Below are 12,244 nucleotides of genomic sequence, written 5' to 3' on the forward strand. Positions count from 1 at the left end.
TCGCCAGCCACTGCGTTGGTCGGCGTGCGAGACCGGTTCGTGTTTGGCGGCACGGGTTTCCAACGTCGCTTGCTGGGCGAGAGAGATCGCTTCGATGGCGGTCGGCTCGCGTCCGTGATCGGCCTGAAAGGCGCGCGCGAGTTCGGCGGTGCGGAGCTTGATCGCGGCGCTGCGCGAGGACCACCGCTCGGCGAGCCGAGTGTCCATGCCGTCGATCTCGCGGACCGGACGTTTGCTGCGATCGGTCGACGCTCGCTCGGTGAACCGGACGCCGATGCATTCACGCAACTGCGCTTCGAGGACGGTGTTGTAGACCTCAGAAGCGGGAACGTTGTTGCGGTACAACGCGGCCCCGTCGAGCGCGAGCCACTTGGTGGTGCCGTCGGGCATCGTGGCGGCGACCTTGTTGCTGATCGCGACGTGGGTGTGCAGGTTCGGATCACCCGCGCGTGAATCGCGGTGGGTGAACTGTGCGGCGATCAAACCGTTGCCGTCGACCTGCGCCACTCCCCCGGTCCCGACGCGAGTGAAGCACGCGTGCTTCTCGAGGTACGTCACCGCGGCGGCGATCGCGGACTCGTGTGCAGCTTCGATCTGTTCCGAGACCTCACGCGGGGCGACCGCCCACAATGCCGACACCGATTTCACCGGTGTGAACGTCAAGTCGAAACCAGCTACAGCGGTGGTCTTCTGCCGTCCGACCTTGGCCACCCACCCGGACAGTTCCCGCTCGTCCGCCGGAGCGCGTCCGTACTCCTTCGCGAACATTCTCGATCCGACATCGGTGCGGATCCGCGCGCGGTCGGCGTCGTCGATCGCCGCATTCCACTTCTGCCCGCGTGCGAGATTGTGCGCCACGAACGCCTCCGCGCACGCCACCCGATACGCGGTCGCTCCAGAGTCGATCTTGAACGCCCGGCCCAATTTCGCCGACCGGGCGGCGGCGGCCTGGGACGCGCCTCGAGCGAGCGCCAGCTCGAACATCAGGTCCGCGTTCGGGTGCAGACCTTCACCGAACAGGGCCTTCATCTGCGCCTCGGACACCTGCTGGCCCGCCGCGACCGACCCCAGACCAGCGAGGCCGGCCCCGGCCCACCGGCCCGGTGACTCGCCTTTTTCGGAGTAGTAATCGGCCAACGAGGAGGCTCCCCGCTCGGTGGAATCGGCAGCGGCAACCTGCCGGGTCAGGTACTCGTACCCGTCCCCAGCGGTCAACTTGTGCAGACCCATCACAAACGCGGACTGTACCAGCGAAAGCGCGCATAGCTCCATAGTGCATGAGGTGTGTGGGTTGGTTCTGGCTTTGGATCGGTAAATGGTGATGCGCGGGTTTGGGTCGGTGAACTGGGGTTCCGGTGGTGGTGGATCGGTGATGTGGCGGGAGGTTGTGTCAGGATCTGTGAGAATGTCGGGGTCTGGGGCTATGGTTGGCCGCATGGCGTCGACACAGGCTCGGATGACTGCGCGTGCTCGGGCGCGTGCGGCGCAACAGAAGGTGCTCGCGGATCGTCAGCGCCGGGACGCGGCGAACATGGCGTCGTTGACGGCGTTCTTCACCGCCGCCGAGCAGATCGATGCCGCGAAACTCGCGATGGCTCGGGCGCTCGACGACATCCGTTCCCGCGAAGGAACACTCGCCGCCGCCGCGACACTGACCCAGATCACGACCGGGGAAGCACGCAAACTTCTGGCCCTGCTCACCGACACCGCCGATACCGATCCCTCGGATGACTCCGACACCGCCGACACCGGTGCCGGCTCGTCGCCGGACACCGTCGCGGCACCGGCCGACGACACGAACGGAGAACACATATGAGCGTCTACACCGGCGAACTGGTGGCGGCATTGACCGACGCGGGCTACCCCGCTCCCCACACACCGGACACGGATCCGAACGGGCTCGCCTGGAGCAGCGACGGCACCGTTCCGCATATCCATGTCGCCGACACCGGCCGGGTGCGCGTGCACACCGCGGCACGCCTGGACGCCGAGTTCACACTCGGCCCGCAGCGTCAGTCCGCCGCCGACTGGGTCGCACTACTGCACCCGCACCTCGCATCACCTGTCGCCGCCGCGACCGGCATTGCGATCGCCGAACCCGCGTCGGTCGTGCAGCGCCGCGCGGCGCTGGTGTGGCTCGAACCTGACTTCGACAGTCACGGGACGTACGCGGTCTACACCGACAACGCCCGCATCCGCGTGTCGGACAAGATCGGCGTCGAGACCGCAACCGACTTGTTCGGCACCGCTCTCGGACACCAACTCGGCGTCACACCGTCGGTGCTGTCTCTGCTGCAATCGGCACACCTGGGAACGGTGATGATCAACGCCGACCTCGCCTACGCGTCGGCGGTCCAGGGGTACAGAATGTGGCTGCCCGCGATCTCCTTCCGCGACACCCGAGGGTTCATGGAGCGAGCTAACATCCGATTCGGTGGACGCGAGGCACCCGCGCAACCGTCCGTTCCCGACGCGCGTTTTCGTGACTTCCACGCCCCGACCATCGAACTCGCGGCCGGAGGATCGAATACGACATCGACCTTCGCCGACGCCTCCACCGTTGCGTTCGTTGTGCTGCGGAACGCGCGGCGTCGACACCTCGCCGACGGTCACCACTTATCGGGACGCTGACCGTGACCGCGACGACGCAACTGGCACTGTTCGGCGGGGACACCGTCGTCGAACCGGAGATGTCGGTTCGTCGGTCGTGGCGTCCGTTGCAGGCACCGTTGACCGCCAAGACCGTCAACCGGTTCTGGACGAAAGTGGTCATCACTCCGACGTGCTGGCTGTGGCGATCGGCCGTCAGTTTTCCCGACGGCTACGGCCGCTTCACTTTCACCGACGGCGACGCACCGCGAACGTTGTCGGCGCACCGGTTCGCGCTGCTGCTCGCGCACGGCGACCTCGGGGACGGGATCGTCGGCGAGCACGACTGCGACGAAACCTTGTGCGTGCGAGTCGACGACGGTCACCTCAAGCGCGGCACCCAATCGGCGAACCTTGCACACGCTGTTGCAACCGGACGCCACATCGGACCGATGCCCGCAGGCGGCGATCCGCGCGGTCGCTACGGGCGGGCCGTGGCGATCCGTGACGCACTCCGCGACGGCTACGACGCCGACCGACTGCGCGCCGCCCTCGCCGGATACAGCTTCGACGCACAAGCACCACCAACCTTGTTCTGAACCGAACGCCACCGACACATGTCGGTGGCGTTCGGTAGAGATAGATCCGTCAGGCCTGGGCCGCGCCGCCGCACCGGTGAGAGCAGTCCTCAACGAAAAGGACGCACGACATGACGCTCTCCTCGCTCTTCACCGACGACGTCGGACCGCTGCCCCTGCTCGCCGTCGCCGGTGCCGGACTCCTGATCTGGTACGTGCGATACCTCGGCGAGAACGACCCCGGATGGAAGGGTTTCGTGGCGAACATTCTCACCGTCATCGGCGTCGGCGCGTACCTCGTCGTCCTCGCGGTCGTGTTCGGCGCGTTCATCGCGGTGATCGGCGCGTTCATCGCAGTGATGCTGTTCATGCTTCCCCTGTTCGCGCTCGGTGGTGCCAGCGGAGTCGCCGACCGCCGACCCCGACGCGGGTACCACCGCGACCCCTACGGCAACGACTACTACTGACCTCTGGTCGGTCGACTGTTTGTTGTGGCACGATCTGTGTCATGGGGTGGTTGGGGATTTTCGATGCGTCGATTCCGGTGTTCCTCGGGCTGTTCTCAGGCTGGCTTGCGTGGCGTCTCGCACGCAAGACGCCACACGAAAACCTGAAGGCGCTCGTGGAGATCGAGGCCGCTTTGAACCCGAACATCCAGGACGCCGGGGCAATCAGAAACGCGATAGAGCTGGAACTGAAGCGGCTAGAAAAGTCGACAGTGGCTCATGACTCGAAGTGGCATGAAGTTCTCTGGTCACGAATTCTCGACAACCTGGCTGCTGTATGTGTCGGCGGCTTCACGGTCGTCAGTTTCGCGGTGGCGTTGGTTGTACTCAATCGCGTTGACCTCAGTGGTAAGTCGATGGGTGGAAACCCCGTGCCGCCTGAGCCGCCGAAGAGCAACAGCGACATCGTGTTGGCTGTCATAGGGGTGGCGGTTGCAGCTGCATTGGCATTGGCGGGGACGTACTGGCGCTACAAACGCGACCGCGCACTCCTCGAAGGAGGCTGACGCCGCGGCAGCCGATGCTCTAGACTCGGCTACAAGTTCGAGCGTCGATGAGGGTCACGTTCGAGCGCGCCCCACCCGTACCGATCCACCCACACTGCTTTCAACACACTGTGGGCTGCACAGCTCTTGCGAGCGGTCGGTGCCTGTCCGGTGGGGATATTCGCGCACCGAATCTGGAAGGCCCTCACCAATGTCTATCTCTGCCTCTGTTTCTCCCGCTGTCGACAAAGACACCGCACTGGCCCACGCCCGCGCCGCGATCGAGAACCGCACCAAATACATCGAGTCGCTCTTCGACGCCGCCCAGGCTTCCGCTGATGCGCGCGAGAAGGTCGCCGACGCGACCCGCGCGGCCGAACGTGCGAACGCCGAACACGCCGCCGCCTACAAAGAAGCGATCGAGGCCGGATGGACGGCCGCCGAACTCACCGCCCTGCCGCTGCCCGCACCGGCCCCGGTCGGCAAGAAATCACCCAAGACCTCCAGGCGCACGACCGGTCGCAGTACGCCGCGCCGCCGAGTCGGTGCCGAGAACACCGCCGGCCCCGACCGCCGACCCGACGACGCCTCGTCGACGACACCCGGCACGCCGTCCGAACCGCAGCCCTCGCCTGCGGACGCGCACTGACACTCTGTCGCTCTCACTCCATCTGCGACCGGTACTGGTCGCGCCACTCCCCTGCCATCCGCCCGCTCGCGACCTCTTCTCGCGGACGAGCGCACCGCGATACATATCCAGCGGTGACCCCGATGCGCCGTATCTGGCCGACTACGACATCGACTTCGGCGACGAGGTCCGGATCGGCGATCGCCACTGACACCGCTCGCCTGGCTCAGCCCGTCCGCGCACGCGAGAAAGGCACCCACACACCCGGTTGTGGGTGCCTTTGTCGTTCGGGCCGGGTTGGGCGCGCGGTCAGCGCTGCGGGTGCGGCGCGGCGCAGGGTGCACCGAAGATTCCGGACGCCAGTGCCCACGCCGTCAGAGTGCGGCGTTCGGCGTCGGTCGTCTCGTCGGAGTGGAGGTAGTCCCACTCCTGCAGCGCATCGAGGTCGTGTGCGTCGGCTCCGACGTGTCCGCACCACCACAGGTACGCCCCGATCGGGGACTCCACCTCGTGCCCGTGGGAGTCGACACCGCGGGTGTCTCGTTCGTTACGGGGTCCGGTGCGGGTGTGGGGACTGTCGAGGGTCACGGCCCTGCCCGAAACGTGTTGAGCCGCCGCCACAGTGCGCGTTGAGCACGCCCGTGCTCCACGAGGTGATCGAATAATTGCTCCTCCGGCAGCTCTTCTGCGGCGTGGACGATGGCCGCTGCAACGGTCCGGTAACTGCGCCGGTAGGACTGCGAGAGCACGATGTCGGCGTAGTGGACGGCGGTGAAGCCGTCTGCCCCGGCGGTGATGACCTCGTTCAAGCGACGACGCAGGGGCGCGTCCTTGGCTCCGCCGGATCCGGATCGCATGAAGGCTGCGGTGACACTCGCCGGGTCGTAGGGTTCGCCGGCCGCGACGAGACCGGCGATCACGACGAACATTCGCCGGTACGCGACGTCGTCGAAGTCGTCGGCGGTCACGATCGCGGTGATGCGCAGATCTTCGGCGGACACTCCCCCGGTGTGGGCACTCCACATCAGGGCGCACAGCAGCAGTGCCTCGGGGTCGGTGGACGGCTCGTGAGCTGTCTCGTTGTCGACGGCAGTGTCGTCGTCGACAGCGGCGAGGCTGCGAACGACACGCTCGGGCTCGTCGGGCGGTGGAACTGCGCTCAGTGGCGTCATCGTCGGGCTCGTTCTCGCAGGTGAATCTCGGTCAACGGAGTGGTCGGTCAGGCGGCGGCGAGCTTATCGAGGGCGTCGATCCGAAAGCCGGACCAGTGGGTGTTCTCGTCGACGACCACGACGGGCATCTGCCGGTAGCCCAGTCCGTCGGTGACGAACTCGGCTGCCGCTGCATCTTCGGTGACGTCAACGGTCTCGTATTCGATGCCGCGCTTGTCCAGCCGTCGCTTCGTTTGATCGCAGCTGTTGCATTCCGGCTTCGTGTACACGGTGATCGACATGGATAGCTCCTCGGCGGAATTATTTCGGTACCTCAATTCTATATCGATGCCCTCGAAATAGCCATAGATAAAGATGGTCGCAATTCGGTTAATTCGTTGCAGTGAAGGATTTTACAAGCTCTGACCCTGACGCCCAGTAGTGCCGAATATCGAATTGCCAATGTCGGCAAAAGGAAGCTACGCGTGACCAATTCCATTTGCACATGGGGGCATACGACCGATTTCGGAGACAGCTTCGACAAAGCAAATGTGACAGAAAGCAGAACGCCGCCGGAGCAAGGGTGCTCGACGGCGGCGTTGCGAGGAACGGCTGGCGGGGGCGTGCGGGAGCGATGGAGGATGACGCGGCTCGTCAGTGGTCGAGTTCGTAGCGTCGGTTGCGGTGCGGGATCGGGGACCAACGGATACCCAGTGGGCCTCTTACGACTATCTGCTTCCGCAAGTGCACCCAACGGCGTAGGAGCTCTGGTGTGGATTCCCGTAGTGCCGTGAGAGAGAGGTCGTACAGTGCGTCCCTCCATTCCCGGACGTGTTTGTTTCTCGTACCTGCGGGGTCCAGTTCACGACGAGAGATAGGCAGGATCGAGTGGGTGCCCTGGAGCAGGTAGTTGTCGAGCAGGCGGCGGTCTCTGTCGATGAGGTCGGCCAGTTGGATCGGGCTGACTACTTTCGGCTTCTGTTCTGGGCTGGTCATGTCAATGGTCGGACGCGCTCGCTCGGCGTTGATCGCCGATGAATTTGGCCCTGTTCGCGGTGGCGACGATCTCTTTCGTGCCTTTCGAGCCCAGGTCGTTGCCGATACGGACAAGAGCGAACACCAATGCCACTGCAAGAGCGGGAAATAAGAGTTCGATGACGCTGACGTCAGATCCGTCGAAGCCCATCTTGACGTTGTACGCGGCAGCGGCGATCCCGAGGATGCCCACCACAACAGCGGCAAATCTGTTGAGCCCGATCCGAAGCCCGTCCATCGCGTCCGCTGATTCGAAGTAGCGTTCGGCGTTGTCTGCGCTGTCGTCGAAGAGGAATTCGTGGCGGATCCGGGCGTGGTCACGGAAGGTGGTGAACGGGTTCATCGGTTGGTCCTGTCTTCTTCGACGGTGGCTTCGGCGAAGCTGTTCCGCTGGTCGGCTTCGTACTGGGCGCGGATGGTGTTCAGTACATGAATATTGAGGTAAGCGACTGCAATCGTTCCTGCGACGGTCACGACCTTCCACCCCCACGGCATTTCGGGGAAGGTGACGACGAAGACGATGGAGGCGAGTGCAGCGACGCCGTTGAGTGCGAGTGTGTTGCTGTGCAGTCTCACTCGGGAGGGCCTGCGCGCGTACGCCGAACCGACGGCAAGGGCGCCGGTTATGAGGGCTACGAACACGATCAGTGCTGTGGCGTTGACGAGATTCATGAACGTTTCTCCATTCGCGTCCTGATCGACAGGTGTGTCTGTCGTTGTGTCGTTGGTGGGTCATGCTGCCAGGTGGTGCCGACATATTGCTGGGTGTCGGCTACCGCCAGGGCTGTGGTGGGTCAGCTGGTGAGTTGTTTGCGTGTGGTGGTTTCTATGGCGATCTTGGCGCTGTCGTAGATGCGGTCGTGGATGGTGAGGACGCCGGCCGCGAGTTCCTCGACGGTGCGTAGCGCTGTCTCGCGTTCCTGCCCGGTGGCCGAGGGGTCGAGGGCGATACCGAGTGCGCTGCGGATACGCCGGACGGTGCGGTGGTCTTCGGTACTGGTCACGCCCATGCCGATGGCGCGGGCGTAGCCGTCGGCCTTCCGCCAGGCAGTGTGCGCCTTCTGAGCGGCCACGGCGAAGGCCTGGACACGCTCGAGGGTGTCGGGGCACTGCTCAGGCCGGACATCGTTCATGGCGGCGAAGGCGTCGATGAACGCTACCGTTCGGGGCTCGTCGAGGTTGTCGAGCAGGGGCCTGACGAAGATGGAGTACGGGTCGGCCAGGTAGGCGGCGTAGGAGTCCGCGACCTCGCTGTAAACGGCGTGGGCGGCGGCGTAGTCGGCTGCGAGCGCATTCTTCGCCGTGCGGCGGTCTGTGACGTGGCTGCGGGTCCTGATGATCAGGTACGCAGCCAGTGCAACCGAGACCACGACTGCGGCGATGCCGCCGAACCAGATGACCGGTGTCCAGTCCACCGGAACGTCGGGTGCGGCATCGACCACCGGTGGTGGTGCCGGGGCGTCCAGTGTTGCGGGCGGGTCGGCGGGAGGAAGGTCAGTCGTCTCCTCGGTCGACACCGGCAGGAGGAGCGCTCGGACTGCGGTGGCGGCGATGGCAACGAGGAGCCCTCCCCCGCATATCTGCGGGGCGGTCCTGGCGTCTCCACCTGACATGCGGGACCGGTAGAGCGTGGCTGCGCCGAAGATCATGCCAGCGATACCGAGCGCGGTGCATCCCCACAAGACGTACGACAGGAACACTTCCAGATCGGCGGTAGAGGTGGGCGTTGGTTGGGGTATCGGGTTGTTCACTGGTGATGGGCCTTTCCTGCTCGGGTGGGGTAGCAAGGTCACGGTTTGCGGGCGAGGTGTGCGGCTGCGGTGGTGGCGGCGACGTCGTAGCCACCCCACGGTGAGCGGTTCGGGACCGAGCGCAGGCCGATGGTGTCTCCACGTCGGGTGATGACGGGCCATCCGGCGGGGCGTTCCCCGACGATGTCGATGACCTTCGCTGTCCACACCTGGTCCTTCTGCGACGGTCTGCGTTCGGGGATCACGATCGGGAAGTCGTCGATCCAGCCGGGGTGGGCGTGATCGAGGGCGTCGCAGACCGCGTCGGCCTCGTCGGCGCGGTTCTCCCCTTCCCACGGGCAGCCGGTGCACGCGCCGCGGTAGACATCGCCACCGACGCACTGACATGGAGCGTCCCTGCTCGTGTCCGGGCACTGGCAGTCGAGGTCCGCTGCGATGCAGGTTGGTTGGCAGGTGTCGGTGGGTGTGGTGGGGTCGCAGATCCCCGGTGCGAACGCGTGGGAGGCGGCGCTCGAGCCGTGCCGTCCCCAGGTGGTCGCCCAGGTCTCGAATTCGGCAATGCGAGCTGCCACCCCTCGGGTGGGGCTGGCGAACAGGATCGGGATGCCATACCGCTGGACGCGGATGTCCTGCTCGTCGGCTTCGGCGGCGGCAAGCACCTCGAATATGTCGATCTGGCCTGCGGTCTCGGCTATCACCGCACGCCCAGCTCGGGGCGGGTGATGGACTGCACGGCGAGGGAGAGTCGTACGTCGCTGGCGTCGACGACGACGGGGTGGGTGCGGCTGTACCAGGCACCGGGTGCGTCGAGGAGGGCGGTGACCTCGACGCCGCCTGCGGGTGCGGTGCGGTAGCCGAGAATGTCGATGATCGTTCCGTCGAACTGGGTGTCGAGCGAAATCAGTTTCATTCCAACTCCTTTGAGGCGGCGGCGCGCGGGCGTGGTGGGCGCGGTGAGGGTGGCGGTCATGAGTACTCCTAAGGTCGGGCGGAGAAGGACTTCAGCGACGACGGTCGCGGGCCGTGCGCAGGCGCTCAGGACGGCAAGGTCTAGCAGTCGGCGCATTCCCAGCGCCCGGCGGTCGAGGTGCAGGTCCGTCGCTCTTCACAGAGCCAGCAGATCTGGTTGCGCTTGCGGGTCGACACCTGCTGCGCGGCAGCCACGGTGGCGGCCTGTGCGCGGTACTGGTCGCGGGTGCTCGCGTCGCGGGCAGCGAGGTCGGCGCGGACCTGCTCTGGGTCGAGGTCAGGTCCATCGGTTCGCACGGTCAGCATGTCCCCGAAAGCCACGCGACAGGACTGGCACACGTCGCCCGGCGTAACGACTGGAGCGCCACAACCCGGCAAAGCGCAGTCATCGAACAGCGTTGACTGCCAGTCACATTGGTGTGATTCGGTGCGTGTCAGGGCCATACCCTAACCTTACAGTCTCACCCTGTAAGGTGCAAGACGTGGAGTCAGAATCCTTACAGTCGGAGCCTGTAAGGTCAGGGCATCAACCACTGCAACCCCAGGAAGCACCCGATGTCCGACGAACTCACCACCGCCGACGTGCTGGCACTGATCGAAGACAAGACCGGCAAGGCCATATCGACCAAGACATGGTCCTCGTACGTCGCACGCGGACAGGCCCCCAAACCGGCCCGCCACCTCTCCCGCACCCCGCTGTACGCGCGGGGCGACATCGAGCAGTGGATCACCGACCGGCCGGGGAGCGGTGCGCGAACCGACCTCCGACCGTGACGAGCGAACCCACCGACCCCTCGATCGTCAACATCTCTTGACGAACAGGAAGGGCCCCGGCCATCGGGTGATGGTCGGGGCCCTTCCTTTTGTCGCGGTTCGATCAGGCGTCGTCGTCGACGGCTACGTAGGCGGCGTCGACGGTGATGTTGCCGATCGCGGCCTGTTCCACCGGGGTCAGGGCGTGGCCGCTGTCGGCGAGGAAGGTCAGGTAGCTGTCGATGCCGACCATGCCCCGGTAGTGCTTGACGGAGAAGCGCCAGTAGTCCTTGGCGTCCTGGGGGCCGGTGAGTCGGGCCTCGAACGCGGTGAGCACGCGGGCGAGCAGCAGCACCTCGGCGCGAGCGGGCGTGGCAGCGGTGGCCTTGCGGTCGACCTCGTGCAGCGGTGAGCCCATGATCTCGGCGTACCGCTCCGAGCACTTTGATTCGGTGAACACATCACCGTGCGTGGCCAGGGTGGTCACCATCCACTTGGTGGCGTTCTTCGGCGCGGCCTTGCCCGACAGAAGCCCGGTGAGGAACGCGCGCCGGGCTTCGGTCGCGGTCGCTCCGGCGCGGTTGAGGGCCTTGACCTTTCGGCGCTCTGCACGTTCGGTCTCGATGCGTTCGGCCTCGGCGCGGGCCGCTTTGCGCTGTGCCGGGGTCAGCCCGTCCTCGGTGTCGCCATCCTCTGCGGTGGCGATTTTCCTGGGGGCGAGTTCGAGACCGGACGCCGCGCGGTGGTCCCGGTGCAGGAAGAATTCGTATCCCCAGGTGGGTACTTTCTCGACCGTGTCGGCGTGCCGTAGCTCGCCGTAGCGTTCTACGTCGTCGTCCTCGGTGTCGAAGTCGGTGTCGTCTTCGGCGACTTCCTCACGGGTGGTCTTGTCAACCCAGATGTCGCCGGTCTCGTGGACGTAGACGTGCCACAAGTGCGGTGCCTGCTCGGGTGCATCGGCCGGGACCGCATTGCCAGCGGCGGTGCGGAGGTCAGCGAGGGAGAACCACTCCCCCCTCGCTGGTGGACGGTTCATCGTGAAGCAACGTGAAGCCGCGCGCGACATGGGCGGCGGCGGCAACTCGCGTGGCGGATCGTTCGTCGACTCGACGTTTGATGGTCGAGAGGCGGTTCTCGATGCCTAATCCGATCTCGAAGACCTTCTCGACGGCGTCGGTAACACACGGCTCTGCCTCGACTGCTTCTTCGAGGTCCGCGATCAGAGCGGCAGCATTGAGCGTCAGCTGGCTCTGGTCGAGCCGCTGGCGGGCGCGCTCCGATCGTCCTGCGCGACCGGCCTTCTCGACATACTCCTTCGGGACGTGCAGTTGCGCGCTGACCTTGCGGACACTCAGGCCCAGATCGAGCAGGCCCGTAACGGCGGCAGCGCGTTGCCCCCTGGTGAGGTCTTCGCGCTGATCGTTGGACACGACCTGCTCGGTGATGCGTTCGATCCCTGCGGCCTTCTCGTCTGCGTTCTGCTCACGCACCAGCACCGGGATGGAGGAAAGGCCGGCTTCTCGGGCCGCGAGAGTGCGGCGCTGCCCGTCGTGGACAGCGAGGGTTCCGTCGGCACGGCGGACCGCCGAGACGGCCTGCAGGACGCCGTGAGCGGCGATAGAGGCAACGAACTCCGAATCCTCGGTGATGTCGACGCAGTCGCGGACGTTGGCGGCGATGTCGAGTTCGTTCGGGTCGGCGGCGGCGAGGGTGTAGCCGGTCGAGGTCGGTGCCGATTGTGCAGCCGTGGCGGTGGTCATGATGGGCGGTCTCCCTGGTTAGTGTGTGCAGGTGAGGCA

The 12,244-nt window shown here is 65.6% G+C and carries 18 protein-coding genes and 1 pseudogene; 7 read left to right on the plus strand and 12 right to left on the minus strand.

The window, feature by feature from the left end; translation table 11 throughout:
* Window positions 1–45: 45 nt before the first annotated feature.
* A pseudogene (mobF, locus tag AB0362_RS19935) lies at window positions 46–1,437 on the minus strand (MobF family relaxase); the annotation flags it as partial.
* Here mobF and AB0362_RS19940 point away from each other — a divergent pair.
* From AB0362_RS19940 to AB0362_RS19965, 6 genes are all read left to right on the plus strand, one after another.
* Window positions 1,436–1,816 (plus strand): hypothetical protein, encoded by a 381-nt coding sequence (locus AB0362_RS19940; protein ID WP_366236069.1) that lies wholly within the window; start codon window positions 1,436–1,438, stop codon window positions 1,814–1,816. The pseudogene mobF and the gene AB0362_RS19940 sit on opposite strands and share 2 nt — an antisense overlap.
* The gene (locus AB0362_RS19945) at window positions 1,813–2,631 is read left to right on the plus strand and encodes a hypothetical protein (RefSeq protein WP_366236070.1); all 819 of its coding nucleotides are present in this window, start codon (window positions 1,813–1,815) and stop codon (window positions 2,629–2,631) included. Before AB0362_RS19940 ends, AB0362_RS19945 begins: the two co-directional genes overlap by 4 nt.
* 2 nt (window positions 2,632–2,633) lie before the next feature.
* Window positions 2,634–3,188 (plus strand): hypothetical protein, encoded by a 555-nt coding sequence (locus AB0362_RS19950; protein WP_366236071.1) that lies wholly within the window; start codon window positions 2,634–2,636, stop codon window positions 3,186–3,188.
* Window positions 3,189–3,298: 110 nt separating this feature from the next.
* The gene (locus AB0362_RS19955; RefSeq protein ID WP_094688991.1) at window positions 3,299–3,634 is read left to right on the plus strand and encodes a hypothetical protein; all 336 of its coding nucleotides are present in this window, start codon (window positions 3,299–3,301) and stop codon (window positions 3,632–3,634) included.
* A 41-nt stretch (window positions 3,635–3,675) separates the two neighbouring features.
* The gene (locus AB0362_RS19960; protein ID WP_366236072.1) at window positions 3,676–4,179 is read left to right on the plus strand and encodes a hypothetical protein; all 504 of its coding nucleotides are present in this window, start codon (window positions 3,676–3,678) and stop codon (window positions 4,177–4,179) included.
* 190 nt (window positions 4,180–4,369) lie between these two features.
* The gene (locus AB0362_RS19965) at window positions 4,370–4,807 is read left to right on the plus strand and encodes a hypothetical protein (protein ID WP_366236073.1); all 438 of its coding nucleotides are present in this window, start codon (window positions 4,370–4,372) and stop codon (window positions 4,805–4,807) included.
* Window positions 4,808–5,095: 288 nt separating this feature from the next.
* Here AB0362_RS19965 and AB0362_RS19970 read toward each other — a convergent pair whose 3' ends face one another.
* The 9 genes from AB0362_RS19970 to AB0362_RS20010 all read right to left on the minus strand — a co-directional run bounded on the left by AB0362_RS19970 (window position 5,096) and on the right by AB0362_RS20010 (window position 10,013).
* Window positions 5,096–5,374: a hypothetical protein gene (locus AB0362_RS19970; RefSeq protein WP_317549652.1), complete on the minus strand. Its 279-nt coding sequence runs from the start codon at window positions 5,372–5,374 to the stop codon at window positions 5,096–5,098.
* Entirely contained in the window at window positions 5,371–5,958 is a 588-nt protein-coding gene (locus AB0362_RS19975) for a DnaB-like helicase N-terminal domain-containing protein (protein ID WP_317549653.1), read from the minus strand. The genes AB0362_RS19970 and AB0362_RS19975 overlap by 4 nt, the downstream gene beginning before the upstream one ends.
* 47 nt (window positions 5,959–6,005) lie before the next feature.
* Window positions 6,006–6,239: a glutaredoxin family protein gene (locus tag AB0362_RS19980; RefSeq protein ID WP_317549654.1), complete on the minus strand. Its 234-nt coding sequence runs from the start codon at window positions 6,237–6,239 to the stop codon at window positions 6,006–6,008.
* Window positions 6,240–6,934: 695 nt separating this feature from the next.
* Window positions 6,935–7,315: a hypothetical protein gene (locus AB0362_RS19985; protein ID WP_317549655.1), complete on the minus strand. Its 381-nt coding sequence runs from the start codon at window positions 7,313–7,315 to the stop codon at window positions 6,935–6,937.
* Window positions 7,312–7,644: a hypothetical protein gene (locus AB0362_RS19990; RefSeq protein WP_317549656.1), complete on the minus strand. Its 333-nt coding sequence runs from the start codon at window positions 7,642–7,644 to the stop codon at window positions 7,312–7,314. The genes AB0362_RS19985 and AB0362_RS19990 overlap by 4 nt, the downstream gene beginning before the upstream one ends.
* 122 nt (window positions 7,645–7,766) lie before the next feature.
* On the minus strand, window positions 7,767–8,723 hold the full coding sequence (locus AB0362_RS19995) for a hypothetical protein (protein WP_317549657.1): 957 nt from the start codon (window positions 8,721–8,723) through the stop codon (window positions 7,767–7,769).
* 38 nt (window positions 8,724–8,761) lie between these two features.
* Window positions 8,762–9,421, minus strand: a complete 660-nt coding sequence (locus AB0362_RS20000) for a DUF6349 family protein (RefSeq protein WP_317549658.1) — start codon at window positions 9,419–9,421, stop codon at window positions 8,762–8,764.
* A complete protein-coding gene (locus AB0362_RS20005; protein WP_317549659.1) occupies window positions 9,418–9,693 on the minus strand; it encodes a hypothetical protein in 276 nt (91 codons plus the stop codon). The genes AB0362_RS20000 and AB0362_RS20005 overlap by 4 nt, the downstream gene beginning before the upstream one ends.
* An 80-nt stretch (window positions 9,694–9,773) precedes the next feature.
* Window positions 9,774–10,013 carry a hypothetical protein gene (locus tag AB0362_RS20010; RefSeq protein WP_317549660.1) on the minus strand — a complete coding sequence of 80 codons (240 nt, stop codon included), beginning with the start codon at window positions 10,011–10,013 and terminating at the stop codon, window positions 9,774–9,776.
* A 234-nt stretch (window positions 10,014–10,247) separates the two neighbouring features.
* Between AB0362_RS20010 and AB0362_RS20015 the strand changes: the two genes are divergently transcribed.
* Complete coding sequence (locus tag AB0362_RS20015; protein ID WP_317549661.1) at window positions 10,248–10,466, plus strand: transcriptional regulator; 219 nt, start codon at window positions 10,248–10,250, stop codon at window positions 10,464–10,466.
* Between the two features lie 103 nt (window positions 10,467–10,569).
* On the opposite strand, the gene AB0362_RS20020 is transcribed toward AB0362_RS20015, so the two are convergent.
* On the minus strand, window positions 10,570–11,481 hold the full coding sequence (locus tag AB0362_RS20020; protein WP_317549662.1) for a hypothetical protein: 912 nt from the start codon (window positions 11,479–11,481) through the stop codon (window positions 10,570–10,572).
* On the minus strand, window positions 11,438–12,205 hold the full coding sequence (locus AB0362_RS20025; RefSeq protein WP_317549663.1) for a ParB N-terminal domain-containing protein: 768 nt from the start codon (window positions 12,203–12,205) through the stop codon (window positions 11,438–11,440). Before AB0362_RS20025 ends, AB0362_RS20020 begins: the two co-directional genes overlap by 44 nt.
* Window positions 12,206–12,244: the final 39 nt, after the last annotated feature.

This window comes from Rhodococcus sp. NPDC079359 (assembly GCF_040702585.1).
Taxonomy (GTDB): domain Bacteria; phylum Actinomycetota; class Actinomycetes; order Mycobacteriales; family Mycobacteriaceae; genus Rhodococcoides.

What these genes read in the sequence shown, in the direction of transcription:
- AB0362_RS19945 (WP_366236070.1), top strand. Translation starts at nt 1,813, where the DNA reads ATGAGCGTCTACACCGGCGAACTGGTGGCGGCATTGACCGACGCGGGC.
- AB0362_RS19980 (WP_317549654.1), bottom strand. Translation starts at nt 6,239, where the DNA reads ATGTCGATCACCGTGTACACGAAGCCGGAATGCAACAGCTGCGATCAA.
- AB0362_RS20015 (WP_317549661.1), top strand. Translation starts at nt 10,248, where the DNA reads ATGTCCGACGAACTCACCACCGCCGACGTGCTGGCACTGATCGAAGAC.
- AB0362_RS19960 (WP_366236072.1), top strand. Translation starts at nt 3,676, where the DNA reads ATGGGGTGGTTGGGGATTTTCGATGCGTCGATTCCGGTGTTCCTCGGG.
- AB0362_RS20025 (WP_317549663.1), bottom strand. Translation starts at nt 12,205, where the DNA reads ATGACCACCGCCACGGCTGCACAATCGGCACCGACCTCGACCGGCTAC.
- AB0362_RS20020 (WP_317549662.1), bottom strand. Translation starts at nt 11,481, where the DNA reads ATGAACCGTCCACCAGCGAGGGGGGAGTGGTTCTCCCTCGCTGACCTC.
- AB0362_RS19990 (WP_317549656.1), bottom strand. Translation starts at nt 7,644, where the DNA reads ATGAATCTCGTCAACGCCACAGCACTGATCGTGTTCGTAGCCCTCATA.
- AB0362_RS19940 (WP_366236069.1), top strand. Translation starts at nt 1,436, where the DNA reads ATGGCGTCGACACAGGCTCGGATGACTGCGCGTGCTCGGGCGCGTGCG.
- AB0362_RS19955 (WP_094688991.1), top strand. Translation starts at nt 3,299, where the DNA reads ATGACGCTCTCCTCGCTCTTCACCGACGACGTCGGACCGCTGCCCCTG.
- AB0362_RS19965 (WP_366236073.1), top strand. Translation starts at nt 4,370, where the DNA reads ATGTCTATCTCTGCCTCTGTTTCTCCCGCTGTCGACAAAGACACCGCA.
- AB0362_RS19985 (WP_317549655.1), bottom strand. Translation starts at nt 7,315, where the DNA reads ATGAACCCGTTCACCACCTTCCGTGACCACGCCCGGATCCGCCACGAA.
- AB0362_RS19975 (WP_317549653.1), bottom strand. Translation starts at nt 5,958, where the DNA reads ATGACGCCACTGAGCGCAGTTCCACCGCCCGACGAGCCCGAGCGTGTC.
- AB0362_RS20005 (WP_317549659.1), bottom strand. Translation starts at nt 9,693, where the DNA reads ATGACCGCCACCCTCACCGCGCCCACCACGCCCGCGCGCCGCCGCCTC.